The sequence below is a fragment of the Aquicoccus porphyridii genome, from assembly GCF_008369105.1.
GTDB lineage: Bacteria > Pseudomonadota > Alphaproteobacteria > Rhodobacterales > Rhodobacteraceae > Aquicoccus > Aquicoccus porphyridii.
Map to the genome: position 1 here is coordinate 574,196 of NZ_VINQ01000001.1, position 26,405 is coordinate 600,600.

The 26,405-nt window shown below is 64.8% G+C and carries 25 protein-coding genes; 9 read left to right on the plus strand and 16 right to left on the minus strand.

What is annotated here, in order from left to right:
* Window positions 1-83: 83 nt before the first annotated feature.
* From FLO80_RS02805 to ugpB, 4 genes are all read right to left on the minus strand, one after another.
* Window positions 84-1,133: an ABC transporter ATP-binding protein gene (locus FLO80_RS02805; protein WP_111361865.1), complete on the minus strand. Its 1,050-nt coding sequence runs from the start codon at window positions 1,131-1,133 to the stop codon at window positions 84-86.
* Window positions 1,134-1,137: 4 nt separating this feature from the next.
* On the minus strand, window positions 1,138-1,974 hold the full coding sequence (gene ugpE, locus FLO80_RS02810) for a sn-glycerol-3-phosphate ABC transporter permease UgpE (RefSeq protein ID WP_111362366.1): 837 nt from the start codon (window positions 1,972-1,974) through the stop codon (window positions 1,138-1,140).
* A gap of 20 nt (window positions 1,975-1,994) precedes the next feature.
* Window positions 1,995-2,876 (minus strand): sn-glycerol-3-phosphate ABC transporter permease UgpA, encoded by an 882-nt coding sequence (gene ugpA / locus FLO80_RS02815; protein ID WP_111361864.1) that lies wholly within the window; start codon window positions 2,874-2,876, stop codon window positions 1,995-1,997.
* A gap of 77 nt (window positions 2,877-2,953) precedes the next feature.
* On the minus strand, window positions 2,954-4,267 hold the full coding sequence (gene ugpB, locus FLO80_RS02820; RefSeq protein ID WP_111361863.1) for a sn-glycerol-3-phosphate ABC transporter substrate-binding protein UgpB: 1,314 nt from the start codon (window positions 4,265-4,267) through the stop codon (window positions 2,954-2,956).
* A 188-nt stretch (window positions 4,268-4,455) separates the two neighbouring features.
* Here ugpB and FLO80_RS02825 point away from each other — a divergent pair, with 188 nt between their 5' ends.
* On the plus strand, window positions 4,456-5,367 hold the full coding sequence (locus FLO80_RS02825) for a LysR substrate-binding domain-containing protein (protein WP_111361862.1): 912 nt from the start codon (window positions 4,456-4,458) through the stop codon (window positions 5,365-5,367).
* Here the strand turns inward: FLO80_RS02825 and FLO80_RS02830 are convergent, their stop codons facing one another.
* Complete coding sequence (locus FLO80_RS02830) at window positions 5,368-6,984, minus strand: GMC family oxidoreductase (protein WP_149187062.1); 1,617 nt, start codon at window positions 6,982-6,984, stop codon at window positions 5,368-5,370.
* Window positions 6,985-7,061: 77 nt separating this feature from the next.
* Window positions 7,062-7,724 carry a DUF1028 domain-containing protein gene (locus FLO80_RS02835; protein WP_111361860.1) on the minus strand — a complete coding sequence of 221 codons (663 nt, stop codon included), beginning with the start codon at window positions 7,722-7,724 and terminating at the stop codon, window positions 7,062-7,064.
* Window positions 7,725-7,833: 109 nt separating this feature from the next.
* On the opposite strand from FLO80_RS02835, the gene FLO80_RS02840 reads away from it, so the two are divergent.
* The 5 genes from FLO80_RS02840 to FLO80_RS02860 are packed head-to-tail and all read left to right on the plus strand — an operon-like array spanning window position 7,834 to window position 13,978.
* Window positions 7,834-9,411 carry an ABC transporter substrate-binding protein gene (locus tag FLO80_RS02840; protein ID WP_111361859.1) on the plus strand — a complete coding sequence of 526 codons (1,578 nt, stop codon included), beginning with the start codon at window positions 7,834-7,836 and terminating at the stop codon, window positions 9,409-9,411.
* Window positions 9,412-9,467: 56 nt separating this feature from the next.
* On the plus strand, window positions 9,468-10,415 hold the full coding sequence (locus tag FLO80_RS02845; protein ID WP_111361858.1) for an ABC transporter permease: 948 nt from the start codon (window positions 9,468-9,470) through the stop codon (window positions 10,413-10,415).
* A complete protein-coding gene (locus FLO80_RS02850) occupies window positions 10,412-12,283 on the plus strand; it encodes a dipeptide/oligopeptide/nickel ABC transporter permease/ATP-binding protein (RefSeq protein WP_111361857.1) in 1,872 nt (623 codons plus the stop codon). Before FLO80_RS02845 ends, FLO80_RS02850 begins: the two co-directional genes overlap by 4 nt.
* On the plus strand, window positions 12,280-13,230 hold the full coding sequence (locus FLO80_RS02855; RefSeq protein ID WP_111361856.1) for an ABC transporter ATP-binding protein: 951 nt from the start codon (window positions 12,280-12,282) through the stop codon (window positions 13,228-13,230). Before FLO80_RS02850 ends, FLO80_RS02855 begins: the two co-directional genes overlap by 4 nt.
* Window positions 13,199-13,978, plus strand: coding sequence for a FadR/GntR family transcriptional regulator (locus tag FLO80_RS02860; RefSeq protein ID WP_111361855.1), 780 nt, complete (start codon window positions 13,199-13,201; stop codon window positions 13,976-13,978). The genes FLO80_RS02855 and FLO80_RS02860 overlap by 32 nt, the downstream gene beginning before the upstream one ends.
* Before the next feature lie 135 nt (window positions 13,979-14,113).
* On the opposite strand, the gene FLO80_RS02865 is transcribed toward FLO80_RS02860, so the two are convergent.
* From FLO80_RS02865 to FLO80_RS02895, 7 genes are all read right to left on the minus strand, one after another.
* A complete protein-coding gene (locus FLO80_RS02865; protein WP_111361854.1) occupies window positions 14,114-14,872 on the minus strand; it encodes an SDR family NAD(P)-dependent oxidoreductase in 759 nt (252 codons plus the stop codon).
* On the minus strand, window positions 14,869-15,801 hold the full coding sequence (locus tag FLO80_RS02870; RefSeq protein ID WP_111361853.1) for an SDR family oxidoreductase: 933 nt from the start codon (window positions 15,799-15,801) through the stop codon (window positions 14,869-14,871). Before FLO80_RS02870 ends, FLO80_RS02865 begins: the two co-directional genes overlap by 4 nt.
* Window positions 15,798-16,709, minus strand: coding sequence for a bile acid:sodium symporter family protein (locus tag FLO80_RS02875; protein ID WP_111361852.1), 912 nt, complete (start codon window positions 16,707-16,709; stop codon window positions 15,798-15,800). The genes FLO80_RS02870 and FLO80_RS02875 overlap by 4 nt, the downstream gene beginning before the upstream one ends.
* Window positions 16,709-18,064, minus strand: a complete 1,356-nt coding sequence (locus FLO80_RS02880; RefSeq protein WP_246156532.1) for a flavin-containing monooxygenase — start codon at window positions 18,062-18,064, stop codon at window positions 16,709-16,711. The genes FLO80_RS02875 and FLO80_RS02880 overlap by 1 nt, the downstream gene beginning before the upstream one ends.
* The gene (locus tag FLO80_RS02885; protein ID WP_111361851.1) at window positions 18,061-19,461 is read right to left on the minus strand and encodes a TRAP transporter large permease; all 1,401 of its coding nucleotides are present in this window, start codon (window positions 19,459-19,461) and stop codon (window positions 18,061-18,063) included. The genes FLO80_RS02880 and FLO80_RS02885 overlap by 4 nt, the downstream gene beginning before the upstream one ends.
* On the minus strand, window positions 19,448-20,104 hold the full coding sequence (locus tag FLO80_RS02890) for a TRAP transporter small permease subunit (protein WP_111361850.1): 657 nt from the start codon (window positions 20,102-20,104) through the stop codon (window positions 19,448-19,450). The genes FLO80_RS02885 and FLO80_RS02890 overlap by 14 nt, the downstream gene beginning before the upstream one ends.
* Window positions 20,105-20,181: 77 nt before the next feature.
* Entirely contained in the window at window positions 20,182-21,195 is a 1,014-nt protein-coding gene (locus FLO80_RS02895; protein ID WP_111362364.1) for a C4-dicarboxylate TRAP transporter substrate-binding protein, read from the minus strand.
* 195 nt (window positions 21,196-21,390) lie between these two features.
* Here FLO80_RS02895 and FLO80_RS02900 point away from each other — a divergent pair, with 195 nt between their 5' ends.
* Window positions 21,391-22,200: a division plane positioning ATPase MipZ gene (locus FLO80_RS02900; protein ID WP_111361849.1), complete on the plus strand. Its 810-nt coding sequence runs from the start codon at window positions 21,391-21,393 to the stop codon at window positions 22,198-22,200.
* Window positions 22,201-22,505: 305 nt separating this feature from the next.
* Here the strand turns inward: FLO80_RS02900 and FLO80_RS02905 are convergent, their stop codons facing one another.
* Complete coding sequence (locus FLO80_RS02905; RefSeq protein WP_111361848.1) at window positions 22,506-22,904, minus strand: helix-turn-helix domain-containing protein; 399 nt, start codon at window positions 22,902-22,904, stop codon at window positions 22,506-22,508.
* A gap of 164 nt (window positions 22,905-23,068) precedes the next feature.
* On the opposite strand from FLO80_RS02905, the gene FLO80_RS02910 reads away from it, so the two are divergent.
* Window positions 23,069-23,557, plus strand: coding sequence for a DUF2938 domain-containing protein (locus FLO80_RS02910; protein WP_111361847.1), 489 nt, complete (start codon window positions 23,069-23,071; stop codon window positions 23,555-23,557).
* Between the two features lie 75 nt (window positions 23,558-23,632).
* Here the strand turns inward: FLO80_RS02910 and FLO80_RS02915 are convergent, their stop codons facing one another.
* Both FLO80_RS02915 and FLO80_RS02920 read right to left on the minus strand, forming a co-directional pair.
* On the minus strand, window positions 23,633-24,493 hold the full coding sequence (locus tag FLO80_RS02915; protein ID WP_111361846.1) for a DMT family transporter: 861 nt from the start codon (window positions 24,491-24,493) through the stop codon (window positions 23,633-23,635).
* Window positions 24,490-24,930 carry a MarR family winged helix-turn-helix transcriptional regulator gene (locus FLO80_RS02920; RefSeq protein ID WP_111361845.1) on the minus strand — a complete coding sequence of 147 codons (441 nt, stop codon included), beginning with the start codon at window positions 24,928-24,930 and terminating at the stop codon, window positions 24,490-24,492. Before FLO80_RS02920 ends, FLO80_RS02915 begins: the two co-directional genes overlap by 4 nt.
* 70 nt (window positions 24,931-25,000) lie before the next feature.
* Between FLO80_RS02920 and hmgA the strand changes: the two genes are divergently transcribed.
* On the plus strand, window positions 25,001-26,356 hold the full coding sequence (gene hmgA, locus FLO80_RS02925) for a homogentisate 1,2-dioxygenase (protein ID WP_111361844.1): 1,356 nt from the start codon (window positions 25,001-25,003) through the stop codon (window positions 26,354-26,356).
* Window positions 26,357-26,405: the final 49 nt, after the last annotated feature.

Below are 26,405 nucleotides of genomic sequence, written 5' to 3' on the forward strand. Positions count from 1 at the left end.
GACGGCCCGCCGCGCCCCATGATCCTGATGACATGCGGATACTGTCTTGCCTCGCCGGGGAAAAGCCGAAACTGGGGTGCGGCTTACAACCGGTGGCCGGTTTCGGGATCGAACAGGTGACAATCGACCGGATCGACGCCAAAGCGCATCGCCTCGCCGCCGTGGCTGGCGAGATGCACGCCCTGAAGGCTGGCGGTGAAGGCGATCTCGGTGCCCGCAAGGCGCCCGTGCAGGAGCGTGTTGGCGCCCAGCGGCTCGGCCAGGAGAACCTCCATCGCCAGCGGCCCCTCGGCGTCGGGCGCCACGTGCTCGGGGCGCAGGCCGAGCTTGACCGGGCCCGCGCGCTTGCCGGTCTCGGCCACCGCCACGTCGCCCAGCATCACCCGCCCACCTTCGATGCGCGCATCGAGCACGTTCATCGCCGGGCTGCCGATGAACTGTGCCGCGAACAGCGATTGCGGTGTCTCGTAGACCTCCATCGGGGTGCCGATCTGTTCGGCCACGCCGGCATTCATCACGATCATCCGGTCGGCCATGGTCATCGCCTCGACCTGATCATGGGTCACGTAAAGCGCCGTGACCCCGAGTTTCGACTGCAATTCCTTGATTTCGAGCCGCATCTGCACCCGCAGCTTGGCATCGAGATTGGAAAGCGGCTCGTCAAAGAGGAACACCGACGGTTCGCGCACGATCGCACGGCCCATGGCGACGCGCTGGCGCTGCCCGCCCGAAAGCTGCTTGGGGCGCCGGTCGAGCAGGCCATCGAGCTGGAGAAGCTCTGCCGCCGCTTCGACCTTGGTGGCGATCTCGGGTTTGGAGAGGCCCGCGATCTTGAGGCCATAGCCCATGTTCTGCGCCACGGTCATGTGCGGATAAAGCGCGTAGTTCTGGAACACCATGGCGATGTCGCGGTCCATCGGTTCCTTGTCGTTGGCCCGCTCGCCCCCGATCAGAACCTCGCCCCCGGTCACGGTTTCAAGCCCGGCGACCATCCGCAGGAGCGTGGACTTGCCACAGCCCGAGGGGCCGACGATGACGATGAATTCGCCATCCGCGATCTCCATGTCGATCCCGTGGATCACCTCGTCGGGGCCAAAGCTCTTGCGCAGGTCTTTGAGCGTTACAGTCGCCATCTTGTCATTTCTCGCTATCTACAAGGCCACGGATGAACAGTTTCTGCATCGACACCACCACGATCACCGGCGGGATCATCGCGAGGATCGAGGTGGCCATGATGACCGGCCATTCGGCCACATCATCGCCGGAGGGGAACATCTGCTTGATGCCCATCACGATGGTGTTCATCTCGGGGTCGGTGGTGATCAGCAGCGGCCACAGATACTGGTTCCAGCCATAGATGAACAGGATCACGAAAAGGGCGGCCACGTTGGTCCGGCTCATCGGCACCACGATGTCGATGAAGAACCGCATCGGCCCGGCCCCGTCGACGCGCGCCGCTTCGGCCAGCTCGTCCGGGATGGTGAGGAAGAACTGCCGGAAGAGGAAGGTCGCCGTGGCCGAGGCGATCAGCGGGAAGATGAGGCCCGAATAGCTGTTGAGCATGCCAAACCCCGCGATCACCTCGTAGGTCGGAACGATCCGCACCTCGACCGGCAGCATCAACGTGATGAAGATCATCCAGAAAAAGAAAATCCGCCCCGGAAAGCGGAAATAGACGATGGCAAAGGCCGACAGCAGCGAGATGACGATCTTGCCCACCGCGATGCCCATCGCCATGATCAGCGAATTGAGCAGCATTGTGGCCACCGGCACGTTCACCCCCGAAAAGAGCGCGGCCTTGTAGTTTTCCCAGAACTGGTCACCGGGCCAGATCGGCATCGGCGGGCGCACGATCTCGGGCTGGGTCACGGTCGAGGCGACGAAAGCCAGCCAGATCGGGAAGAAGATCACCAGAACGCCGAGGATCATCAGGACATGGGTCAACCACAGCCCCGCGCCGCGCTTTTCGACCATGCCGCTTGGGTGGCTCGCCATCAGTAATGCACCCTCTTCTCGATGAACTTGAACTGCAACACGGTCAGCAGGCCGACCACCAGCAGGAGAACCACGGATTGCGCCGAGGAAGACCCCAGATCCTGTCCGACGAACCCGTCGGAATAGACCTTGTAGACGAGGATGGTGGTGGCCTGTTGCGGCCCGCCCGAGGTGATCGTGTGAATGACGCCGAAGGTCTCGAAAAAGGAATAGACCACGTTCACCACCAGAAGAAAGAACGTGGTCGGCGACAGAAGCGGCAGCACGATGGTGAAGAACCGCCGCCAGAACCGTGCACCGTCAATCGCCGCCGCCTCGATCACCGAGCGCGGCACCGCCTGCAACGCGGCGAAGAAGAAGAGGAAATTATAGCTGATCCGCCCCCAGGCCGAGGCCACCACGACAAGGCCCATCGCCTCGCTCCCGTTGAGGACGTGGTTCCAGTCATAGCCCAGTTGCCCGAGATACCATGACACCACGCCCACCCGGGTGTTGAACATGAACAGCCACAGCACCCCCGCCACCGCCGGGGCCACCGCATAGGGCCAGATCAGCAGCGTGCGATAGACGCCCGAGCCCTTGATCAGCCGATCCGCCAGCACCGCGAGGAACAGCGCCGGGATCATCGAGGCCAGCGTGACGAGGATGGAAAACAGCGCGGTGGTATAGAACGACGCCCGGTAATGCCGGTCGCCGAAGAGATATTCGAAATTTCCCATGCCCACGAACTGTGTCGACAATCCGAACGGATCGGGGATGAAGAGCGATTGCCAGACCGCCTGCCCGGCCGGATAGAAAAAGAAAACCGCCGAGATGAAAACCTGCGGCGCGATCAGCAAAAGCGGCAGCATCCAGCCGCGAAAGGTCACGCGTTTTTCCATGCCCCTGCCCCCTTGGCCCCCTTGGCGGCGAAAAATGGCGGGCCCCGCGAAAGGGCCCGCCATCCGTCACGTTGCGCTTAGCGGTTGGCTTGCTCGAAGCGCCGCAGAAGCTGGTTGCCGCGTTCGACCGCGCTGTCCATTGCCTCTTGCGCCGACTTGTCACCGGCCCAGACCGCTTCGAGCTCTTCGTCGATGATGCCGCGGATCTGGTCGAACGAGCCAAGGCGCAGACCCTTGGAATTCGCGGTGGGTTCGTTCGCCGTCATCTGCTTCACGGCCACGTCGGTGCCCGGGTTCTCGTCATAGAAACCGGCCTCGCGGGTCGCCTCGCCCGCCGCCGCGGTGATCGGCAGGTAGCCGGTGTCCTGGTGCCACTGGGCCTGGATCGGGGTCGACGAGAGGAAGGCGAGGAATTCGCCAACGCCCTTGTATTCCTCGGCCTCGTGACCTTCCATCACCCAGAGCGACGCACCGCCGATGATGGTGTTCTGCGGCGCGTTGCCGACGCCTTCCCAATAGGGCAGCGGGCGCACGTCGAAATCGAACTCGGCCTCGGACTTGATCCCGGCATAACCCGCCGAGCTTTCGGTGAAGAGCGCGCAATCGCCGGCCCGGAAATTGGCGCCGCCTTCGTTGCGGCGGCCGGTATAGACGAATTTGCCGTCCTGTGCCCATTCGCCCATTTTCGAGATATGGGCCACCTGTGCCTCGCTGTTGAAGGCCAGTTCGGTGTCGAGCCCGGCAAAGCCGTTGTCACGGGTGGCAAACGGCACATCATGGTAGGCCGAGAAGTTTTCGAGGTGAATCCAGCTTTGCCACGCGGTGACCAGCGGGCAGGAATGACCCGCCTCCTTGAGATCGTCAAGCACGCCCTCGACATTCTGCCATGTGCTCAGATCGGTGTCGGGATCGATCCCCGCCCCTTCGAGCGCATCGCGGTTGACCCACAAAACGGGGGTCGACGAGTTGAAGGGCAGCGACAGCATCTCGCCCTCGGTCGTGGTGTAATAGCCCTTGACCGCACCGATATAGGCGTCGGGGTCGAATTCGGCGCCGCTTTCGGCCATGACCTCGTAAACCGGCTTGATCGCGCCCTTGGCGCCCATCATCGTGGCGGTGCCGACCTCGAACACCATCAGGATATGGGGCTGCTCACCGGCGCGAAACGCGGCGATCCCGGCGTTGAGCGTTTCTGAGTAATTGCCCTTGTGCGAGGCGACGACATTGTAGTCGCTTTGGCTCGCGTTGAATTCCTCGACCTGCGCCGCGACCAGCTCGCCCAGCCGGCCGGTAAAGGCGTGCCAGAATTGCACTTCGGTCTGCGCCGAAGCGACCAGTGGCGTCAAGGCGGTGGTTCCGGCCGCAACGGCCCCAAGAATCAGTTGTTTCATCTCTCTCACTCCCTTCGCGTGTCAAACGCGCTGATTTGAAAGGTTTTCGGGCCAGATGGCCCGTCCGGCTTTCGTTGTGGCAAAAATCTTGCATCCCCAACTTCATAATTCAATAAAAGTTTCATATGTCAGATTTATAACAGATCATTATAACTTGTGCGAAACCAGAGCGGAGGCTTGCACAATCCATGTCGTCGACCGTGCGCCTGCGCCAGCTCGAAGCCCTTGCCGCCGTGGTCGAATACGGCTCGATGACCCGTGGCGCCCAAGCGCTCGGGGTGAGCCAGCCCGCGGTGTCGCGGCTGTTGTCCGATCTGGGCGACTCGCTCGGCTTCCAACTGCTTGACCGGCGCGACGGGCGGCTGGTTGCGACCCAGGAGACCCGGATGCTGATGCCCGACATCCGCCGGCTTCTGGAAATGGTGGACCAGTTGACGGAGGTCAGCCGCAACATCACCGAGAAGAAGGCCGGGCACCTGCGCATTGCCTGCCTGCCCGGCTTTGCCACCTCGCACCTGCCCGAGGTGGTGGCGGGGTTCCTCGCCGACCGGCCCGGCGTGTCGATCACGATCGAGCCCGACCGGCCCGAACGCATCCTCGAATGGATGATCGGCGAGCAATATGATTTCGGCATCACCGACGGGTTCGAGGGGCACCCGGCAGTGGAGCGCGAGCAGGTCGCCATTCGCAGCGTCTGTATCTTTCCCGAAGGCAGCCCGCTGGCCGCGTGCGACATCATCACGCCGCGCGACCTTGCCGGGCAGCCGTTGATTCACACCCGCCGCGACAGCAGCTTTTTTCGCGATCTGAGCGAGGCGTTCCTGTCGCAGGAGGTGGAAATACGCGGCATCGTCGAGACGCGGCAATTCACCGCCGCCTGCGAGTTGGCCTGTCATGGCATCGGCGCCTCGGTGGTGAGCGAGCTGGACGCGGTGCGCTATGTCGGGCGGGGGCTCGATTTCCGGCCCTTCGCGCCCGCCGTGCCGCACCATCTCTCGCTGGTGCGTCCGATCCTGCGCAAACCCTCGATGATCGCGCTGGAGTTCATCGAACAGTTCACCGCCAGCCTTGCGCCCTTTGCCGTGACCGATAAAGGATGATCAGCCGCGCGCGGCGCGGATCATGTCGGCGGCCTTCTCGGCGATCATGATCGTGGGCGCATTGGTGTTGCCGCCGATCAGCGTGGGCATGATCGAGGCATCGACCACGCGCAGCCCGTCAAGCCCGCGCACCCGCAACTCGGGATCGACGACCGCCGTTTCGTCGCTGCCCATCCGGCAGGTGCCCACAGGGTGATAGATCGTGTCGGCGCGGGCGCGGATGTGATCCTCCCATTGCGCATCGCTCATCCCGTCGCGGATGCCATACATCTCCTTGTGGCGGTATTTCGCCATCGGGTCCTGCATGAGGATCTCGCGGGTCATCCTTGCCCCCTTGATCAGTCGCTGCAGATCGTCTGCATCGGCGAGGTAATTGGGGTCGATCCCCGGATCGGCCAGCGGATCGCCCGATTGCAGGAAGACGCGGCCGCGCGACCCGGGGCGCAGCACGCAGACATGGCAGGAAAAGCCGTGGCCCAGATGCAGTTTGCGGGCGTGATCGKCGACCACCGAGATCACGAAATGAAGCTGGATATCGGGCCGCGCCTCGCCCGGGTCGGTCTTGAGGAACGCCGCGCCTTCGGCAAACGGCGTGGCGATCATGCCGCGCCCGGATTTGCGCCAGCGCAGCGCGTGGCGCACGAGGTTGAAACTCGCCCGCAGGCCGATGCCGAAATTGTCGGTGTCGCGGGTCTTCCACGACAGGATGAAATCGAGATGATCCTGAAGGTTCTGCCCCACCCCGGGCAGTTCATGCACCATGTCGATGCCATGCGGGCGGATGTCCTCGGGGCGGCCGACGCCCGACAGTTGCAGAAGGTGCGGCGAGTTGAAGGCACCCCCGCAGAGGATCACCTCGCGCCGGGCGCTCACTTGCCCGTCCTGGCGCCCCTGCCGATACGCCACGCCCACCGCGCGCCGCCCCTCGAAGAGCACCCGCGTGGCCCGGCATTTCGTCATCACCGTCAGGTTTGCACGCGCGCCCATCACCGGATGCAGATAGCCCGCCGCCGCCGAGCACCGCTCGCCCCGGCGGGCGGCGTCGTGAAACTGCGTGACCTGGAAGAGGCCCACGCCTTCGTTGTCGCCGGTGTTGAAATCAACGCATTCGCGATGCTGGACCTGCTTGGCCGCCTCGACAAAGGCGCGGGTGATCGGGCGTGGATCGGCCTGGTCGCTGACCTGCAACGGGCCGTCGCCGCCATGCAGGTCATCCCCGCCCCATGCGTTGTTTTCGGCGCGCTTGAAATAGGGCAGGACGGACTCCCAGTCCCAGCCCGGATTGCCCAGTTCGGCCCATTGGTCATAATCGTCGCTATGCCCGCGCACGTAGAGCATCGCGTTGATCGCGGACGAACCGCCCAGTGCCCGGCCACGCGGCTGATACCCGCGCCGCCCGTTCAGCCCGGCTTGCGGCACCGTTTCATAGGCCCAGTTGTTGATCTTGCCATGGCCCGGCAGCATCGCCACCACCGCCGCGGGCGCGCGCACGAGAATGCTCTTGCCCTGCCCGCCCGCCTCGATCAGGCAGACGCTGACATCCGCGTCCTCGCTCAGCCGACGGGCGAGGACCGACCCGGCCGAGCCGCCGCCCACGATGACATAATCGAATTCCATGGCCCCGGCCTCCTCCGCCTTGCGCTGGTATCATGCTGATCCGGCTTCGTGCAGCGGTCAAGCACCTGTTGCCGGTCTCAGCCCGGGTGCCGTTCGGGGTCGTCGCGCGTGGGCACGCAGGGCAGCCAGTCGGCATATTCGCCCTGTTGCGTGCGTGCATAAAGGGCCGCCAGCGCCGCGATCGGCGCCTCGGCCCAGTCGATGCGCAGGGTCAGGGGCGGCGCATCACTGGCCAGAACCAGAAGCGCCGCCGATTGCAGCCCGCGGCTGTCGCCACCCGCCGCCTCTCCGGCGGCAAGCGCGGCGATCAGCCGCTCGGCCATCGTGCCCCGGGCCTCCTGAAACGCGGCAAGGGTCGCCGTGACAACCTCGGGCCCGCTGAGCATGTTGCCCGCCACGATCACGTCTGCGCCCGCGGCGTGACCATGCCAGCCGGTATTGTGCGCACCGGTGAACACGCCGGTGCCGCCGCCGGGATCGAGCGCGGCAAGCTGACGCCAGGCCCGGCCGCTATCGGCTTGCGTGACCTCGTCCACCGCGGCGGCGGCATCGCGCCCCATCCGCATCGCCTCGATCACGTCCTCGCCCCACATCGGCGAGGGCGCCGCCCCCTGGCTTGCCGAGAGGCCCCAGCGCGAATCGCCCCTGAGCACCCAGCCGCCGACGCAAAGCGAGCCGGTCGTCGCCGCCCCGCCCAGCGTTCCGGTCGCCCGATCCCGCGCCAGTATCGAAAATGTCATGGTTTTCTCCTCTCCCTCCCATTTATCATGAAAATTTTGACCTGTGCAAATTATCATGATAAATAAACCCCAATAACAGCAACAATCGCAAATCCAGGGGGTATTCCACATGTCACTTTCCAACGTCACGCGACGGGGATTCGGCGCGCTGTCCGCCGCCCTTCTCGCCACATCCGCGCTTGTCCTACCCGCAGTGGCCCAGACTCCGCCCGAGGCGCTGGTCATCGGGCAGATCGCGGAGCCGAAATCGCTCGATCCGCACGCGGTGACGGCGGTCAACGATTTCCGCATCCTGATGAATATCTATGACGGGCTGGTGCGCTACAAGCCGGGCACGCTCGAAGTCGAACCATCGCTGGCCAGCGGTTGGGAGATTTCCGAGGATGGCACTGTCTATACCTTCACCCTGCGCGAGGGCGTGCAGTTCCATGACGGCACCCCGTTCAACGCCGAGGCCGTCGTCTTCAATTTCGAGCGGATGCTGAACGAGGATCATCCTCATCACGACACCGGCCCGTTCCCGCTGTCGTTCTTCTTCTCGGCGGTCGAAGAGGTCGAGGCGCTGGACGCGCAAACCGTGCGTTTCACGCTCAATGCGCCCTATGCGCCGTTCCTGTCGAACCTCGCCTATCCTACCGGCCTGATCGTGTCGCCCGCGGCGGTCGAGACCCATGGCGCCGATGTCGGCCGCAACCCGTCGGGCACCGGCCCGTTCAAATTCGCCGAATGGCGCTCGAACGAGGCGGTCGTGGTCACCCGCAACCCCGATTACTGGGATGGCACGGCGGCGTCCGAGGCGCTGATCTTCCGGCCGATCACCGATGCCAATACCCGCGTGGCCGAGATGCTGGCGGGCGGGATCGACATGATGGTCGAGGTGCCGCCCACTGCGCTGTCGCAATTCCGCACGGATGACTTCAAGGTGGCCGAACAGGCCGGGCCGCATGTCTGGTTCCTGATCCTCAACGCCAAGGAAGGCCCCTTTGCCGACAAGCGCGTGCGTCAGGCGGCCAATTACGCGATCAACAAATCGGCACTGGTGAACGACGTGCTCGAAGGCACCGCCGAGATCGCCGCGGGCCCCACCCCGCCCGCCTTTGCCTGGGCCTATAACGAGGAACTCGAACCCTATCCCTATGACCCCGACAAGGCGCGAGAGTTGATCGCCGAGGCCGGGGCCGAAGGGGCGGAACTCACCTTCTATGTCACCGAGGGCGGGTCGGGCATGCTCGAACCCATTTCCATGGGCACCGCAATCCAGGCCGATCTCGCCGCCGTGGGCTTTGATGTCGAGATCGAGACCTATGAATGGAACACCTTCCTCGGTCGCGTGAACCCGGGTCTCGAAGGCAAGGCGGACATGGCCGAAATGGCATGGATGACCAACGATCCCGACACGCTCCCCTTCCTTGCCCTGCGCACCGACGCATGGCCGGACAAGGGCGGCTTCAACTCAGGTTACTATTCCAACCCCAAGGTTGACGAGTTGCTTGAAGCCGCCCGCGCCTCGACCGATCAGGCCGAGCGCGCGAAACTCTACCAGGAGATGCAGACCATCGTTCAGGAGGATGCGCCCTGGGTCTTTGTCGCCAACTGGAAGCAGAACGCCGTGACCGCGGCCAATGTGCAGAATTTCCAGCTTGAGCCGTCCTTCTTCCTGCTGCTGAAGGACGTGGGCAAGGAATGACGCCACACCCCCGGGCGGCATGATCCGCCCGGGGCACAGCTTTTGCGGGGGGCGATATGGGCGGATATATCCTCAAACGTCTGGTCTCGGCGGTGCCGGTGCTCCTGGGCATCACGGTGATCGTCTTTGCCATCATGTCGCTCATTCCCGGCGATCCGGCGACGGCCATCCTCGGGAGTTATGCCACGCCCGAGAATGTCGAGAAGCTCAACCGCGATCTCGGCCTCGACAAGCCGCTGGTGCAGCAATATTTCATCTGGATCGGCAACATGCTGCAGGGCGATTTCGGTCGCTCCTTTGCGCTCAACCGCCCGGTGCTGGACGAGGTGCTTGACCGGTTCTCGGCGACGCTGGTCCTCGCCGGGGCGGCGTTCATCCTGTGTGCGGTGCTTGGCATCATCGCGGGCGTGATCTCGGCGGCGCGGCAATATGGCTGGGCCGACCGGGCGATCACGGTGGCGGTGATCCTGGGCATCTCGATCCCGTCCTTTTTCCTCGGCATGATGATGATCCTGTTCTTTGCCGTGCGCCTGAAATGGCTGCCGGTTTCGGGCATGTACGCAATCTATGGCGGCGGTGACCTGCCCGACCTTCTGCGCCATCTCGCCATGCCCGCCATCGCCCTGTCGCTGGTCGCCACGGGGGTGGTGGCGCGGCTCAGCCGGGCGGCGATGCTCGAAGTGCTCAGGCAGGATTTCATCCGCACCGCGCGCGCCAAGGGCGTGGGCGAGGGCCGGGTCATCTGGGGCCACGCGCTGCGCGCCGCCATGGTCTCGATCATCCCGGTGCTGGGCATCCAGGCGGGGTTCGTTCTGTCGGGCGCGGTCTATATCGAGATCGTGTTCCAGTGGCCCGGCGTCGGGCGGATGCTGGTCGATGCGATCCTGAAACGCGATCTCCTGCTGGTGCAGGGTGGCGTGGTGTTCGTCGCCGCCTGTTACGTCTTTTTCAACATCGTGGTGGACGTGGCGCAAAGCCTGCTCGACCCGAGGATTCGCACATGAGCACGTTTATCAAGCTTCTGGCGCGCAATCGGCTTGCGATCTTCGGCGCCGCCGTTCTGGGCGTGATCATCCTGCTGATCGTGGTCACGCCGCTTCTGCCCCTGCCCGATCCCGACGCCACCGCCACCGCCGACCGGTTCAAGCGCCCGTTCAGCGACGGGTTCATCCTCGGCACCGATCACCTTGGCCGCGATCTTCTCTCGCGCCTGCTTTGGGGCACGCAGCTCAGCCTTGCCGTGGGGCTCGCCGCGGCGCTCATCGCCGGGACCGTCGGGGCCGCCATCGGCATCGTCGCGGGCTATTTCGGCGGGCGCATCGACAACGTGATCATGCGCGCCATCGACATGCTCATGGCCTTTCCCTACATCCTTCTGGCGCTGGCCATCGTTGCCGCCCTTGGCCCCGGGTTGCTCAACGCGCTCTATGCCGTGGCCGCCGTCAACATTCCCTTCTTTGCGCGTAACGTGCGCGGCGTGACGGTGTCGATCGCGCACAAGGAATTCGTCGATGCCGCCCGGCTTTCGGGTATGGGGCATATCCGCATCCTCACGACCGAGATCCTGCCCAACGTGTTGCCCGTGGTGATCATCGCCATGTCGACCACCATCGGCTGGATGATCCTTGAAACCGCAGGACTCAGCTTTCTCGGGCTGGGTAGCCAACCGCCACAGGCCGATCTGGGGTCGATGCTGGGCGAGGCGCGCGCGGCACTCATCACCGCGCCGCATACCTCTATCGTGCCGGGCATGATGATCCTCCTGATCGTGATGTCGGTCAATCTTCTGGGCGACGGGGTGCGCGATGCGCTCGACCCGCGCCTGCGTTCGGGTGCGCTCTCGCGGCCCATGGCGGCCACCCTCGTGCGCCGCGACGAGACCCCGCCCGAAGAGGCCGAGACCGAGGCGGTGCTTTCGCTCGAAAACCTTCAGACCCGGTTCGAGGTGGGCAGCCGCATCTATCGCGCGGTGGGGGGCGTTTCTCTGGCGATCAATCCCGGGGAATGCGTCGGGCTCATCGGCGAGTCGGGCTCGGGCAAGTCGGTGACCGCGCTTTCTGTGATGGGGCTTGTCGCCTCGCCCCCCGGCATCATCACCGGTGGCGCGGTGCGCCTCAACGGGCAGGACCTGATCGGCGCGCCCTACCGTCGGCTGCGCGCCCTGCGGGGCGACCGCGTGGCCTATATCTTCCAGGACCCGCTTTCGACGCTGCACCCGCTTTATCGCGTGGGCGATCAACTCACAGAGGCGATCCGCGTGCATCACCGCATTTCCAGGGACGCCGCCCATGAGCGCGCGGTCAAGCTGCTTGAAGACGTGCGCATCCCCAATGCCCGCGCCCGCATCCGCTCCTATCCCCATGAACTCTCGGGTGGCATGCGCCAACGGGTCGCCATCGCGATGGCGCTGGCCAACGAGCCGGAGGTGATCATCGCCGACGAGCCGACCACCGCGCTTGACGTGACCGTGCAGGCGCAAATTCTCAAGCTGCTCGACGATCTGCGCCGGGATCGGGGCGTGTCGATCCTGTTCATCACCCATGATTTCGGCGTGGTGGGCCAGCTTTGCGACCGCGTCGCGGTGATGTATGCGGGGCGCATCGTCGAAGAGGGCACCACCGCCGAGGTGCTGGATGCCCCGGCCCATCCCTATACCAAGCGCCTTATCGCCTGCGTGCCCGAATTGGGGGCTGGGCGACGCGAGTTGCATGCCATCCCCGGATTGCCGCCAGCCGTCGATCAATTGCCGCATGGCTGCGCTTTTGCGCCGCGCTGTCACAAGGCCACAGGGCTGTGCGCCACGAGCGAGATCGAATTGACCGGCACCGGGCGCAAGGTCCGCTGCATTCTGCCCGAGGAGGATGTCGCATGAGCCTCGCCCTCGAAACCCGCGACCTGACCAAGACCTTCGACGTGGGCAAGCGCCTCATGCGCCCGCCCAAGGCGCAGGTGCATGCGGTACATCCCACGTCGCTCAATGTCGAGAACGGTGAAACCCTTGGAATCGTGGGTGAATCCGGTTGCGGCAAATCCACCCTCGCGCGGATGCTCGTGGGGTTGTTGCCGCCCACTTCCGGCACGATCGAAATCGAGGGGCTTTCGGGCGGCAGCAGCCCGGCGGATTTCGGGCGTGTCATCCAGTATGTGTTCCAGGACCCGGTCAGCTCGCTCAACCCGCGCAAGACCATCCGCCAGATCCTCGAGGCGCCGCTCATCCACCTGCACGGAATGGGCCGGACCGAACGCTCCGCGCGCATCGACGAGATCTTCGACTCGGTCAGCCTGCGCCCCGAGTTCCTCGACCGCTATCCGCACGAATTTTCCGGTGGTCAGGCGCAGCGGATCGGCATCGCGCGGGCGCTGGCGGCGAATGCGCGAATCCTCGTTCTGGACGAGCCGGTTTCGGCGCTCGATGTCTCGGTGCAGGCGCAGGTGCTCAACCTTCTGGCCGATCTCAAGGATGAGCTGGGGCTCACTTATCTCTTTATTTCCCATGACTTGGCGGTGGTCGAGGCGGTCTCGGACCGGGTGGCCGTGCTCTATTTCGGGGCGGTGGTTGAAGAGGGGCGGGCGGAAAACATCTTTGCATCGCCGCGCCATCCCTATACGAGGCTTCTGGCCGAGAGCGCGCCGGTGGTGGGTCGACCGATCGGCGGGCAGGCGCAGGGCGAATTGCCCGATCCGATGAACCCGCCGCCGGGCTGTGCCTTTGCCTCGCGCTGCCCGCGCGCCACCGATATCTGCCGGACCGACCGGCCCGAATTGCGCCCCATCGAAGGAGACCAGCGTGCCGCCTGCCACCACCCGCTCGACCCCTGAGCCGCGCCCGTCGCGCCCGCAACAGGTGGCCGATGCGATCAAGGATTGGGTCATGGACCGGGGCCTGCAACCGGGCGACCGGCTGCCTTCGGAACCCGAGTTGATCGAGCGGTTTTCAATGGCCAAGGGCACGATCCGCGAGGCGCTGCGCATTCTCGAAGCGCAAGGCTTGGTCAAGTCGCGCACCGGCCCGGGCGGCGGCACCTTCGTGCACCAGGTATCCGAGGAGCGCGCGGCGGCCTTGCTTGGTAACTACTTCTATTTCCAGCAACTTTCGATCAGCGACATCTACCAGATCCGCGAAGCGCTGGAGCCGGAACTGGCCGCGTCGCTGGCCTCCGAAGGGCTTTCGGAGGCGCAGATCGCGCGGCTTCAATCGGTGATGGCGCGCTATGCGGAGCCCGCCGAAACCGCCGAGGAAGAGCGCGAACAGCATATCGCCTCGCTGCGATTTCACGCGGTTCTGGCCGAGATGGCGGGCAATCCGCTGATGCGTTTCCTGATCCGTTTTACCGCCAACATGCTGAGCGAGATCACCGTCACGAGGCAGCTTTACGACCCGCCCAACCGCGAGCTCTGGGCCTCGGGGATGGGGTATCAATCGCGACTTCTGAGCGCCTTGCGGGCGGGTGATTGCGACGCGGCGCGGCGCATCCTGCGCGAGCATATGCAGACCGCGCACCGCCTGATGAAAGCGCAGGAGGCGGCGCTGACCCGCCGCTTCCTGTCGGAAACCACGATCATCTGAAGTGGCATTAACCTTTGCCGTTCCGCCACGAATCGGGGGGGTGACATCCGGCTGCCGCGCGGCTGTCCCCCGGCTGCCGGGCAAAACCACGGATTCGCGGGCCGTCAAAGGTTAACCCGGCGCGCGGTGACGGGCCTAACCACCCCTGATCCGGCGCTCCATCAGCCGGCGGAAAAGTCGCGGCGCAACCCCGTTGATCCACCACGATGCCCGCGCCACCCGCCCCACCGGGATGAAGGGCGCGCCCCGTGCAAGTCCGCGCAGGATGATCCGCGCGGCGGCATCGGGCTCCATGTAGTCGATGCCGTCGGGGGCCGATCCGGGCCGCGCCGTGCCGTCCGCGCCGCTTTCGGGATTGCCGGTATTGGTGGCGACGAACGAGGGCGCGGCGATCTGCACCCGCACGCCATGCGCGGCCTCTTCGCTGGCCAGCGATTTGAACGCCCCTTCGAGCGCGTGTTTCGAGGCGGCATAGGCGACCCGGCGATAGAGCGGCGCAAAGCCCGCGACCGAGGAAATCGCCAGATGCGTGCCCTTCGCCGCCCGCACATTGGGCAGGAGCACCCGCGCCATTTCGACGGCGGCGAAATAATTGACCTCGAACACGCGCCGATGCGTCGCCTCGGCCAGCGCGCAGAATTCGCCGATCTGGGTGATGCCCGCATTGTAGATCGCCAGGTCGACGCGGGGGTAATCCTGCGCCAGTTGCGCCAGCACCGCATCGCGCGCCGCGTGGTCGGTGAGGTCGCATTGCACCGCGATCAGCGTCTCATCGGGGACAAGCGCCGAGATGTCCCGGTCGATCGCCACCACGCGCCAGTCCTCGGCCCGAAGGGCGTCGCCAAGTGCGCGGCCCAGCCCCCCGGCACCGCCCGAGATCACGGCGGTTTTCACAGACCTGCCTCCTGCCGCCAGAGGTCGAACACCTCGCGGCTGGTCTTGTCCGGCACATAGCCGAAATCGCGTTTCAGCGAGTCGTTGGCCAGCACCGGGCGATATTGCAGGAAGCGCACCTGTTCGGGGCCATAGCGGGTCAGCCCCAGCGGTTTCGCCAGCGCCAGCGCGGCCTTGAGGCCCCATGCGGGCAGGCGCAGCACGGGCTTGCCTAGGGCGCGGGCGATTTCGCCGATGCCCATGGCGCCGTCACCGGCCACGTTGTAGATACCCGGCGGGCCGTCGGTGGCCGCGCGTTTCAATATGCGGGCGAGATCGCGCGTCCAGATAAAGACGAAGGGGCTGTCGCTGCCGCGCACCGCCAGCAGCCGGGGCTTGTGAAAGAGCGCGGTGATCTGGTTGTCGGTGCCCGCGCCCAGAACCGTGCCGACGCGCAGCACGACCTGTTCGAGCGCGGGATGATCCTCACGCGCCTTGGCCAGCATGTCCTCGACCAGCCGCTTGTGGCGGGCATAGGCGAAGGCGTCGTTGCCACGCAGCGCGTGATGTTCGCGCAGCGGCACCGGGTTGTCGGGGTGATAGCCATAGGCCGCGCCGCTCGACGTGACCACCAGCCGCCGCACCCCGTGTTTGATGCACGCGTCGAGGACATGGCGGCTGCCCTCGACATCGACGCGGTGGGCCATCGCCTCGCCCTGCCCCGGCGCGGGTGTCACGATCGAGGCGAGATGCACCACCACGTCGGGTTTGAGCGCGCCGATCACCCGGTCGGGGTCGTCGCCGGTCACGTCCATGGTTTCGAAGCGCGCATCGCTTGGCAGGGTTTCGGGCCGGTGCAGGTCGCTGGCCACGACATCGCCGCCGCCCAGCTCGGCCAGCAGCGCGCGGCCGATCATGCCCGCCGCCCCGGTGACCAGGATACCGCTCATGCCGCCGCCACCGGGCGGCGCGCCCAGAGCATGGCCAGCACGATCCCCGAGAGCGCATGCCAGATGCCCCAGAGCCCCGCGACCACCGCCATGCCGCCAAGGCCCCCGAAAAAGCCGAAGATCAGCACGAGGCCGAGGCCGGAATTCTGGATGCCGGTCTCGATCGTGACCGAGCGGCGGTCAAGCGGTGCCAGCCGCGCCAGCCGCGCCACCGTGTAGCCGGTGGCCAGCGCCAGCGCGTTGTGCAGGATCACGAGCCCCGCGATGGAGCCCGCGAAGGCGAGGAAGAACTGCCAGTTCGCCGCCAGTGCCACCGCGATGAAGCCGATGAAGATGACCATCGACAGCATCTGCATCGGTCGCCTGAGCCGGGCCGCATCGGAGGGGCGCCGCGTGTTGAGCGTGACCCCCAGCACCAGCGGCAGGACGAGCATCAGCCCCACGGTGATCGCCACCTGCACCGGGTCGATGGCGACGGCGCGCAGGATCTCGCGGGTGGGGGCATAGAGATTGCCCCAGAGCGCGATATTGACGGGGGTGAGAAAGATCGCCCCCACCGTGGCCACACCGGTCATCGACACCGAAAGCGCCGCGTTGCCGCCGGCCCGGTGAGTGATGAAGTTCGAGATATTGCCGCCCGGACAGGCCGCCACCAGCATCAGCCCCAGCGCCACCGAGGCGCGCGGCGCGGTGGCGAGGATCATCGCGAAGGTGACCACCGGCAGCGCCACGAATTGCGAGAAGAGCCCGGCCAGAAGGGGGCGTGGCGCGCGCAACAGGCGGGTGAAATCGGCGGGTTTGAGGTCGATGGCGATGGAGAACATCACGATCGCCAGGATCGCGTTGAGGAGCATCAGCGAGCCGGGGCTGAAATTCAGCATCACCTCGTCGATGCCATTCGCACCCATCACGCCGCCTCTTTCCGCAACCGCCCGATCCAGCGCGTCACCGCCTTGCGATAGGTCGATTTGTCCACGTAATAGGCCATGCGCGCAAGATCGAGGTAATTCATCCCGCCGGTGGCGCGCGCGAAGCCCGCGGCCTTCTCGGCCTTGAGCGCCTTTGCCGCCGCCGCGCCCTCGCGCAGCCCCTTGACGTAGCGCACCACCATCTCGGCCTGTTCGTGACGGCCCTGCCAGCCGAGGCCCGTCGCCTCGACCATGCCCAGCACGAAGAGGTCATCACGCTCGGGGTGCATGGCGTTGAGGTAGAGATGCGGCGCGTGGCCCTGCCAGTTAAGGAGGTCGCTGTCGATGAAGGGATAATGCAGCCGGTAACCTGTGGCGGCCAGCACGAGGTCATATTCGGCGCGGCTGCCGTCGTTGAAGAGCACCTCGCTCCCCTCGAACCGCTCGATGTCGGGGCGGATGGTGATGTCGCCATGGCCGAGGTGAAAGAGGATCAGCGAATTGACCACCGGGTGGCTTTCATAGAGCTTGTAATCCGGCTCGGGCAGGCCGTATTTCCGCGCGTCGCCCGCGAACCAGCGCAGGATCATGCCGTCGATCGGGCGCTTGAGCCACATCGGCAGGCGGATCGCCCCGCCCAGCGTGTCGGCGGGTTTGCCGAAGATGTATTTCGGCACGAAATGATAGCCGCGCCGCATCGAGAGATCGACCGTGTCGGCGTGGTGCACCGCGTCGACCGCGATGTCGCAGCCCGAATTGCCCGCGCCGATCACCAGCACGCGCTTGTCGGTGAACTGGCGGGCAGAGCGATACTCCGACGAATGCAGAAACTCGCCCGTGAACGCGCCCTCGAAGGGCGGCAGGTTGGGCTCGCTCAGGGTGCCGTTGGCGATCATCACCCCGGCGAACACCGCCTCGTGCTCGGCTCCGTCCTGCCGCCAGACCACGCGCCAGCCGTCGCCAGTGCCGCCCAGGGGCTCGACCCGGGTGACCTCGGCGCCGAAATGATAATGCTCGCGCAGCCCGAAATGGTCGGCGAACTCGTCGAAATAGCGCTTCATCTCGCGATGCGAGGGGTAGTCCGCGACCTCCTCGCGCATCGGGAAATCGGCGAATTCGGTCATCGTCTTCGAGGAGATCAGATGCGCGCTTTCATACATGGTCGAGCGCGGCGCGTCGATGTCCCAAAGGCCGCCCACACCATCCGACAATTCGAAGCCCTGAAAGGCGATGCCCTGCTCGACCATCACCTTGGCCGTGGCAAGGCCCATCGGCCCCGCCCCGATCAGGGCGAAGCTGTCACGTGTTTCGGTCACGATCCGGTTCCTTTCCTGCACCTCGCCGAATGTCTTCATGCCAGCGACGGCAACCACAAGACGATCTGCGGAAAGGCAATCAGCCCGGCAATCGTGAAGGCGTCGGCCACGAAGAACGGCATGACCCCCTTGAACACATCCTGCACGCTCAGATCATCGCGCACCCCGGCCACGACAAAGCAGTTGAGCCCGATCGGTGGCGTGATCAGGCAGAACTCGGCCATCTTGACGACCAGAATCCCGAACCAGATCGCGCACATCGTCCCCGACATGCCAAAGGCGCTGTCCGCCGCGCTTACCGTTTCGCCACCGTTGAGCGCCATCACCGCCGGATAGACCACCGGCAGCGTCAGGAGCAGCATGCCGATCGCGTCCATGAACATGCCCAGCACCGCATAGGCCAGCAGGATCATGATCAGGATCAGCATCGGCGACATCGAAAGCGAGGTGATCCAGTCGGAGAACGCCCCCGGCAGGTCGGCAAAGCCAAGGAAGCGCACATAGATCAGCACGCCCCAGATGATGGTAAAGATCATCACGGTAAGCTTGGCCGTTTCCAGCAGCGCCGCCTTGAGCTGGCTCCAGCGCATGCCCTTGTAGAGCGCCATGCAGAACACGATGAAGGCGCCGATCGCGCCACCCTCGGTCGGGGTGCCCCATGATTTCTCGCCGAACGGGTTGTAGACGAAGAAGATGATGATCACGACGACCGCAAGGATCGGCAGCGCGGGCGGCAGCGCGGCGAAGCGCTGGCCCCATGTGAAGCCGGTCACCGGCGGGCCGACATTCTTGAAGATCATCGCAATGCCCACGATCAGCGAGCCATAGACCAGCGCCGAGAACGCGCCGGGGATGAACCCCGCCAGCAGCAGCTTGCCCACGTCCTGTTCGACGATGATCGCGTAGATCACGAGGATCGCGGAGGGCGGGATGAGGCTTGCCAGCGTGCCGCCCGCGGCGACGACGCCCGCCGCGAAGCGCTTGTCATAGCCGATCTTGAGCATCTCGGGGATGGCGATACGGGCAAAGACGGCCGCGGTCGCGACGCTTGCCCCGCTCACCGCGGCAAAGCCCGCGGTGGCAAAGACGGTCGAAACCGCCAACCCGCCCGGCAACCATGCCAGCCAGCGTTTGGCCGCCTCGAACAGCGCCTTCGTGAGCCCCGCGTAATAGGCGAGATACCCGATCAGGATGAAGGTCGGAATGAGGCTGAGCGATTGCGAGGCCACCTTGGAATGGGGCACCTGCCCCGCCGTCTTGGCCGCCACCGTGATCGCCCAGCCGAAATGCTCGGGATCAAAGCCGCGCCGCGACCAGAAGATGAGCAACAGCCCGACCAGCCCGGCCAGCGCCGCGGCAAAGGCCACGCGCATGCCCATGAGCACCATGACCAGCAGCCCGCCGGTCACCCACAGGCCAATTTCAATCGGGTCCATTGGCGCGCTCCTGTTCTTCTTCTTCTTCAAGCGCCTTGGCTTCGGCCGCGGCCTGGGCGGCGGCATCAAGCACCATCGGCACCGCCACCGGTTTTTCGAGCCCGAGCACCAACGCCCGCGCGAACCCGTAGATCTGGATCAGGAGCCGCAGCGCGAGAACCGAGAAGGCCACCGGCACCAGGAGCTTGGCAGGCCAGATCGGCATCGCGATATCGGTGGTGCTGTCGCGGCTCCACCACGGGGCGCCGAGATCGAACGAGCGCTGGAAATGCGCCCAACTGCCCCAGATCAGGAACAGCATCAGCATCAGGATCAACAGGACGCTGATCAGCTCGAAGAGCCACAGCGCCCGCCCGCGCAGGTTCTCGACCAGCAGGTCCATGCGGATATGCGTGCCGTCGCGCTGTGCAAACGAGACCGCCAGGATGGCGATCAGCGGCATCAATTGTTCGATGAAATCGACATAGCCCATCAGCGGCGCATTGAGCGTCACCCGCCCGCCGACCGAGCGCACCGCCAGAAGCATCAGCGAAAAGATCGCCAGCCCCGCCACGAGCCCCATCAACCGCTCGACGCGCAACAGCCCCCGGTCAAGCCGACTGAGGACCGAGTCGTCTTCCAATACAGGCGATGCACCTGCCATGCCTGCCCCCCGTTTTCATTGGATCAAGGACGCGAAGGCCCCGGACATGCCGGGGCCCCCGCGATATCGCGTCTGGATCAGTTGCTGGCCCGGGTCTCTTCGAGCGTGGCGATGACCAGGTCGTAAAGCTCCTGCGCGGGCAGGCCCTGCGCGCTCATGTCGGCGATCCACTGATCGCGGATCGGACCGGCGGCGACTTCGCGGAACTTGGCCAGCTCCTCGTCGGAGATCATGACCTTCTCGACGCCCTTCTCTTCGAGCACGTCGTCCCAGCGGGCCAGAAGCTCGGCGTAATTGTCGAGGTAATGCTGGATCGATTCGTCGATCGAGCTGTCGAGCACCTCGCGCTCGTCATCGCTGAGCATCTCGTAGGCGTCGGTATTGACCACGATCGGGCAGTTCACCGTGCCGGGGTTGAGATTGGCCGTCCACCACGTTGCCTGGTTGATCGTGCCGAAGCTGAGATGCGCGTGCTGGGCAAAGGCCACGGTGTCGACAACGCCCGATTCCATCGCCTGGTAAGCCTCGGGGGCCGAGACCGAGGTCGGCACGCCGCCCACGGCCTTGAACGCCTCGCCAAGCCCGCCGGTGGCACGCACCCGCATGCCGTTCATCGAATCGAGCGTGTCGCGCGGCTCGCCCACGCCGACGAGATTGTATTGCGGCATCGGGCTTGTCATGAGGATGCGCGCATTCCATTGCGCCATCTCTTCCTTGACCGCCGGGTGTTCATAGAGCGCATGGCTCACCGCGACTTCCTCTTCGAGCGTGTTGACGCCGATGAAGGGCAGTTCCAGAACGGTGATCGCGCGGTTCTTGTCGCGGTGATAGCCGGCGCAGAACTGCGCCATCTCGAAGGCGCCGATGGAGATGCCGTCGAGGTTTTCCTTGGGCTGGGACAGGCCGCCATAGCTGATGTTCATGGTGAATTCGCCGTCGGTCTTCTCGGCGACCAGCTCGGCCAGTTTCTCGACATGTTCGGTAAAGGCGCGACGCTTGCCCCAGACCGAGACGTTCCATTCGGTCGCAATCGCTTCACCGGCAAAACCGAGGGTCAAGGCCGCCACAACGGCCGTTTTCATGGATTTCATCTGCATACTCCCTGTTCTCGACCCTCCTCCGGGGTCGTTTGCGTGACATACACTAAACGCCGCGCCGGGACATGCCAAGCCCGCAATGGCGCAATGCGTCTTCCGCTTTCCAAATCGCCTCCTACAACATATAGTGTGCGCAACAAGACGAAACGCGGCGGCAAGCCGTGTGCGGGGTAAGGGGCAAAACGGGCAATGGCACATATCATCGTTGTCGGAAACGAAAAGGGCGGCGCGGGCAAATCGACCGTGTCGATGCATGTCGCCTCCGCGCTGGCGCGGCTCGGGCACAAGGTCTCGGCGCTCGATCTCGACCTGCGCCAGCGCACGCTGGGCCGCTATATCGACAACCGCCGCCGCTTCACCGAGAAATCCGGCCTCGACCTGCCGGGGCCCGAGTATCACGACCTGCCCGAAATCGACAAGGACAGCCTCAAACCCGGCGAGAACATCTATGACCACCGGCTTTCGGCCGCCGTGGCCACGCTCGAACCTGACAGCGATTTCATCCTGATCGACTGTCCCGGCTCGCATACCCGCCTGAGCCAGGTCGCCCACAGCCTCGCCGATACGCTGATCACGCCGCTCAATGACAGTTTCATCGACTATGACCTGCTGGCCCATATCGACGGTGACGGGGTCAAGATTCTCGGACCTTCGGTCTATTCCGAGATGGTCTGGTCGGCGCGGCAGTTGCGCGCGCAGGCGGGGTTGAAGCCGATCGACTGGGTGGTGATGCGCAACCGGCTGGGCGCGCAGCGGATGGTCAACAAGGAAAAGATGGAAAAGGCGCTGGAGCGGCTGTCGAAACGCATCGGGTTTCGCATCGCACCGGGGTTCAACGAGCGGGTGATCTTTCGCGAGCTGTTCCCGCGCGGGCTGACCCTGCTCGATCTCAAGGATATCGGGGTCAAGCAGCTCAATATCTCGAACGTGGCCGCGCGGCAGGAATTGCGCGACATGATGAAGTCGCTGAACCTGCCGGGGGTCGAGGTGGATTTCTGAGCGGGGCGGGATGCGCCGGATGACATAGCGCACGGCGGGCAACGCACGGCCGCGGTCGGGTGCTCGCAACGTCAGCGCCGAACAGTTTATCTTGCAACGTCATCCCTCACCCGAAGCGGTGCGCACCCTCTCAAAAGCACCCGGCCGGGGGGTGGCCCCCTCCCGGCAGATTTTTCTGCGAAAAATCGCCTGCCGGGCAATGGTGTGCTGCCCGGGCGGCTTTGCCGCTGTTCCGGGCCGGGGGCCGCTCTTCCGGTTTTGCGGGTGTTCGTTGCGGTCATCATGCCGGTCGTCGTCAGGATGCGCTACCTTGCCCCCCTTCTCTTCATCGCCACCCGCATGATGCGGCGAAACCTTGGGCAATCGAGGTGGTTCTCGGCGGAACAGTTGACGATGTGCCGAATGCCGTCCCGCAGAACGGTCAACTCGTCGATCTGCGCGTTGAGCCTGTCGGCTTGCTGGCCAAGCCTTGCACGATCGAGACGGGGCTTGCCTTCGACGCCGATCAAGGCGCGTATCTCGGCCAGGGAAAAGCCTGCCGTCTGCCCGAGCGCGATCAGTGCCAGGCGCGTTGTCACGTCTTCTTCGAACAGCCGCTTCAACCCCTTGCGTCCCGATGACCGGATGAGCCCGATCTCTTCGTAATAGCGCAACCTTGACGCGGGAAACCCGGTGCGGCGGGAAAGTTCGGAAATGTCGAGCATGGGCTTGACCTCAAGTTGGCTTGAAGTTGTACATGCACTGCCTCGTGCAGAATTTCAACGGAGCCCGAGGTCCATGACAATCTTGAATACCAGCAATCCACCAATGGCAGGAACCGCACCGGTGACCGCGCCTTTCGCAGCTTTCAACGACACGGAGCGCGAGCATGGGTGAGTTACTTCTCGAAAGCCTGATCCTTGGCGTCGGGGCCACCCTGTTCATGGATCTTGTCGCGCTTGCCCTGAGATACGGGGTCGGCGTTCAGCCGCTCGATTATGCCCTTGTCGGGCGCTGGTTCGGCCACCTTTTGCGTGGGCAGGTGCGTCATCGCCCGATCACCGCCAGCCCGGTCATCACGGGCGAGAGATGGATCGGATGGGTCATGCACTACCTGATCGGGGTGGTGTTTGCCGTGGTCTTCCTGACCGGGGTTGGCGAGGGGTGGCTTGCAACGCCCCGACTCGACATTGCGCTGGCGTTCGGGGCGGTGACCGTGTTGGCGCCGTTCCTTGTCCTGCAACCCGCAATGGGCGCGGGACTGGCCGCAAGGCGCACCCCGCGCCCGGGCATTGCGCGCCTGAAAAGCCTGTTGGCACATCTGAGTTTCGGCATGGGGCTATGGGTCGCTGCCATCCTCTGGCCCGCCGCGACCTGAGGGGATCATGAGTGCTGCCGGGCATCGCGGGATTGGCGCGTGTCCGGCAGCCGATCATGTCTTGAAGGGTTCGGATCACCCCTTTCGCCGCGCCAGCGCCACCGCGTTCGACAACGCCAGCGCGCCGATCACCACCGCCCCGCCGATGAGCGCATAAGTGCCCGGGTCTTCGCCCAGAATCCACCACGCGAGCAGCGGTGCGAGAACCGATTCGAGCAGGATCAGCAGGCCCACCTCGGCCGAGGGGATATAGCGCGGGCCAAGGGCGAGGCCCATGGAACTGCCCGCGATGAAGACGCCGTGGAAGGCCACGAGATGCCATTGTCCATCGGGGATGCTCATCGGGGCGATGAAGGGCCACAGGAGCACCGAGGCGCCGATATAGCCGATCGGCACCGCCGCCACCATCGACACGCGCCGCACCTTGCGCGCCGCCGTGAGGCCCGCGCCAAAAAGCGCCGCCACGCCCAGAGCGGTCAGATCGCCGGTCCAGTGCGCGCCTTTCGTCTCGCCCGAGCCATAGGCCAGCACGCCCAGACCCACCGCCACCGCGATCATTGTCAGCACCATGCGCCGCGAGACCCTTTCACCCATGAAGATCCAGGAAAACACCGCGGCAAAGACCGGCAAGGCGGCGATGATGAACACCACGTTGGCCACCGAGGTGAGGCTGACCGCGAGCGGAAACAGCACCCCGGCCCCGCCCACGGCCACGATATAGATCGCGCCGTAGATCCCGGTGCCGGGCAGCAGGCGATAGGGCGCGGTGCCCTGCCATGCCAGCACGCCCAGCAGGATCAGCCCCCCTGCCCCCAGCCCGCGCCAGAAGGCGATGACCAGCGCATCGGCGTCGATGAGCCGCACGAAGATCGAATCCGGCACCACCATCAGCACCGCCAGCGTGGTGATCAAAAGCCCCTTGACCTGGTCGCTCATGCCGCATCACTCGCAAGTGTGCGCAGCATGCGCTTGAGCGTGGCCATGTCCGCATCGGAGAATCGCGCGGCGAGCGCCGAATCATACTCCATCGCCACCTGCCGCAGATCGCGGTAGGCACGCTGCCCCGCCTCGGTCAGTTCGAGATATTCCAGCCGCCGGTCCGCCCCGTCGCGATGGCGCGTGAGGAACCGCCGTTCGGCCAGTTTCGCCACGGCGCGGCTGATCTTGGTCTTGTGCATCTTCGAGCGTTTCCCGATCTCCTTGGCGGTCATTTTTCCATAGATTCCAAGGTGAAACAGCACCCGCCACTCGGTGCGCAACATGCCGTAGCGATCCTTGTAGACCTGCTGGAACCGCAGTGAGCTTACTTCCGCTGCCTGGTTCAAGAGATAAGGCAGGAAATTCTGTAAATCGAAATCATCTGCTATGCTCATGTCGAACCCCTCCTGCCGTTGTTAGTTACAAAACCAACTGTTAACAGCGCAACCACAAAGGAGACGCGCGATGAACAAACAATCCTTTCCCCATCACATGACCCAGGCACCCTCGGTGCCCGGCCCGCATGAGGGCTACATGCCCGGATTCGGCAACGACTTCGAAACCGAGGCGCTTCCGGGCGCGTTGCCACAGGGTATGAACAGCCCGCAGAAATGCAACTACGGTCTTTACGGCGAGCAGCTTTCGGGCACGGCCTTTACCGCCCACCCGCCGGAGCGGACATGGACCTATCGCATCCGGCCCAGCGTCAAGCATTCGCATCGCTACACGCGAATTGATCTGCCCTATTGGAAATCCGCGCCGCATGTCGATCCGGACGTGGCCAGCCTCGGGCAATATCGCTGGGATCCGGTGCCGCATTCGGGCGAGAGCCTGACCTGGCTCACCGGGATGCGCACGATGACCACGGCGGGCGACGTGAACACCCAGATCGGCATGGCCAGCCATATCTATCTGGTCACCGAATCGATGAAGGACGCCTATTTCTACTCGGCCGATTCCGAGCTTCTGGTCGTCCCGCAGGAGGGCCGCCTGCGCTTTGCCACCGAACTCGGGATCATCGACCTCGCGCCACAGGAAATCGCCATCATCCCGCGTGGCCTCGTCTACCGGGTCGAGGTTCTGGAAGGTCCGGCGCGCGGTTTCGTCTGCGAGAATTACGGCCAGAAATTCGAGCTTCCGGGCCGTGGCCCGATCGGCGCCAACGCGCTCGCCAACCCGCGCGATTTCAAGGCCCCGGTGGCGGCGTTCGAGGATCGCGAGACGCCCTCGAGTCTCACCATCAAGTGGTGCGGCCTGTTTCACGAGACGCAGATCGGGCAAAGCCCGCTCGACGTGGTGGCGTGGCATGGCAATTACGCGCCCCTGAAATACGACCTCTCCACCTATTGCCCGGTCGGCGCGATCCTGTTCGATCATCCCGACCCGTCGATCTTTACCGTGCTCACCGCCCCCTCGGGCATGCCGGGGACGGCCAATATCGACTTCGTGCTGTTCCGCGAACGCTGGATGGTGGCCGAGGACACGTTCCGCCCGCCGTGGTATCACAAGAACATCATGTCCGAGCTGATGGGCAACATCTATGGCCAGTATGACGCCAAGCCGCAGGGCTTTGTTCCGGGCGGGATGAGCCTGCACAACATGATGCTGCCACACGGGCCGGACAGACAGGCCTTCGAAGGCGCGTCGAACGCCAATCTCGGGCCGGACAAGCTCGACAATACAATGTCGTTCATGTTCGAGACGCGCTTTCCCCAGCACCTGACCGGCTTCGCCGCGAACGAGGCGCCGCTGCAGGACGATTACATCGACTGCTGGACCGATCTCGAAAAGAAATTCGACGGCACGCCCGGCAAGAAATGATGCGGATCGTGGGTTTCGCCCGCCCTGCGCCAGACCGTAGGATGGGGGC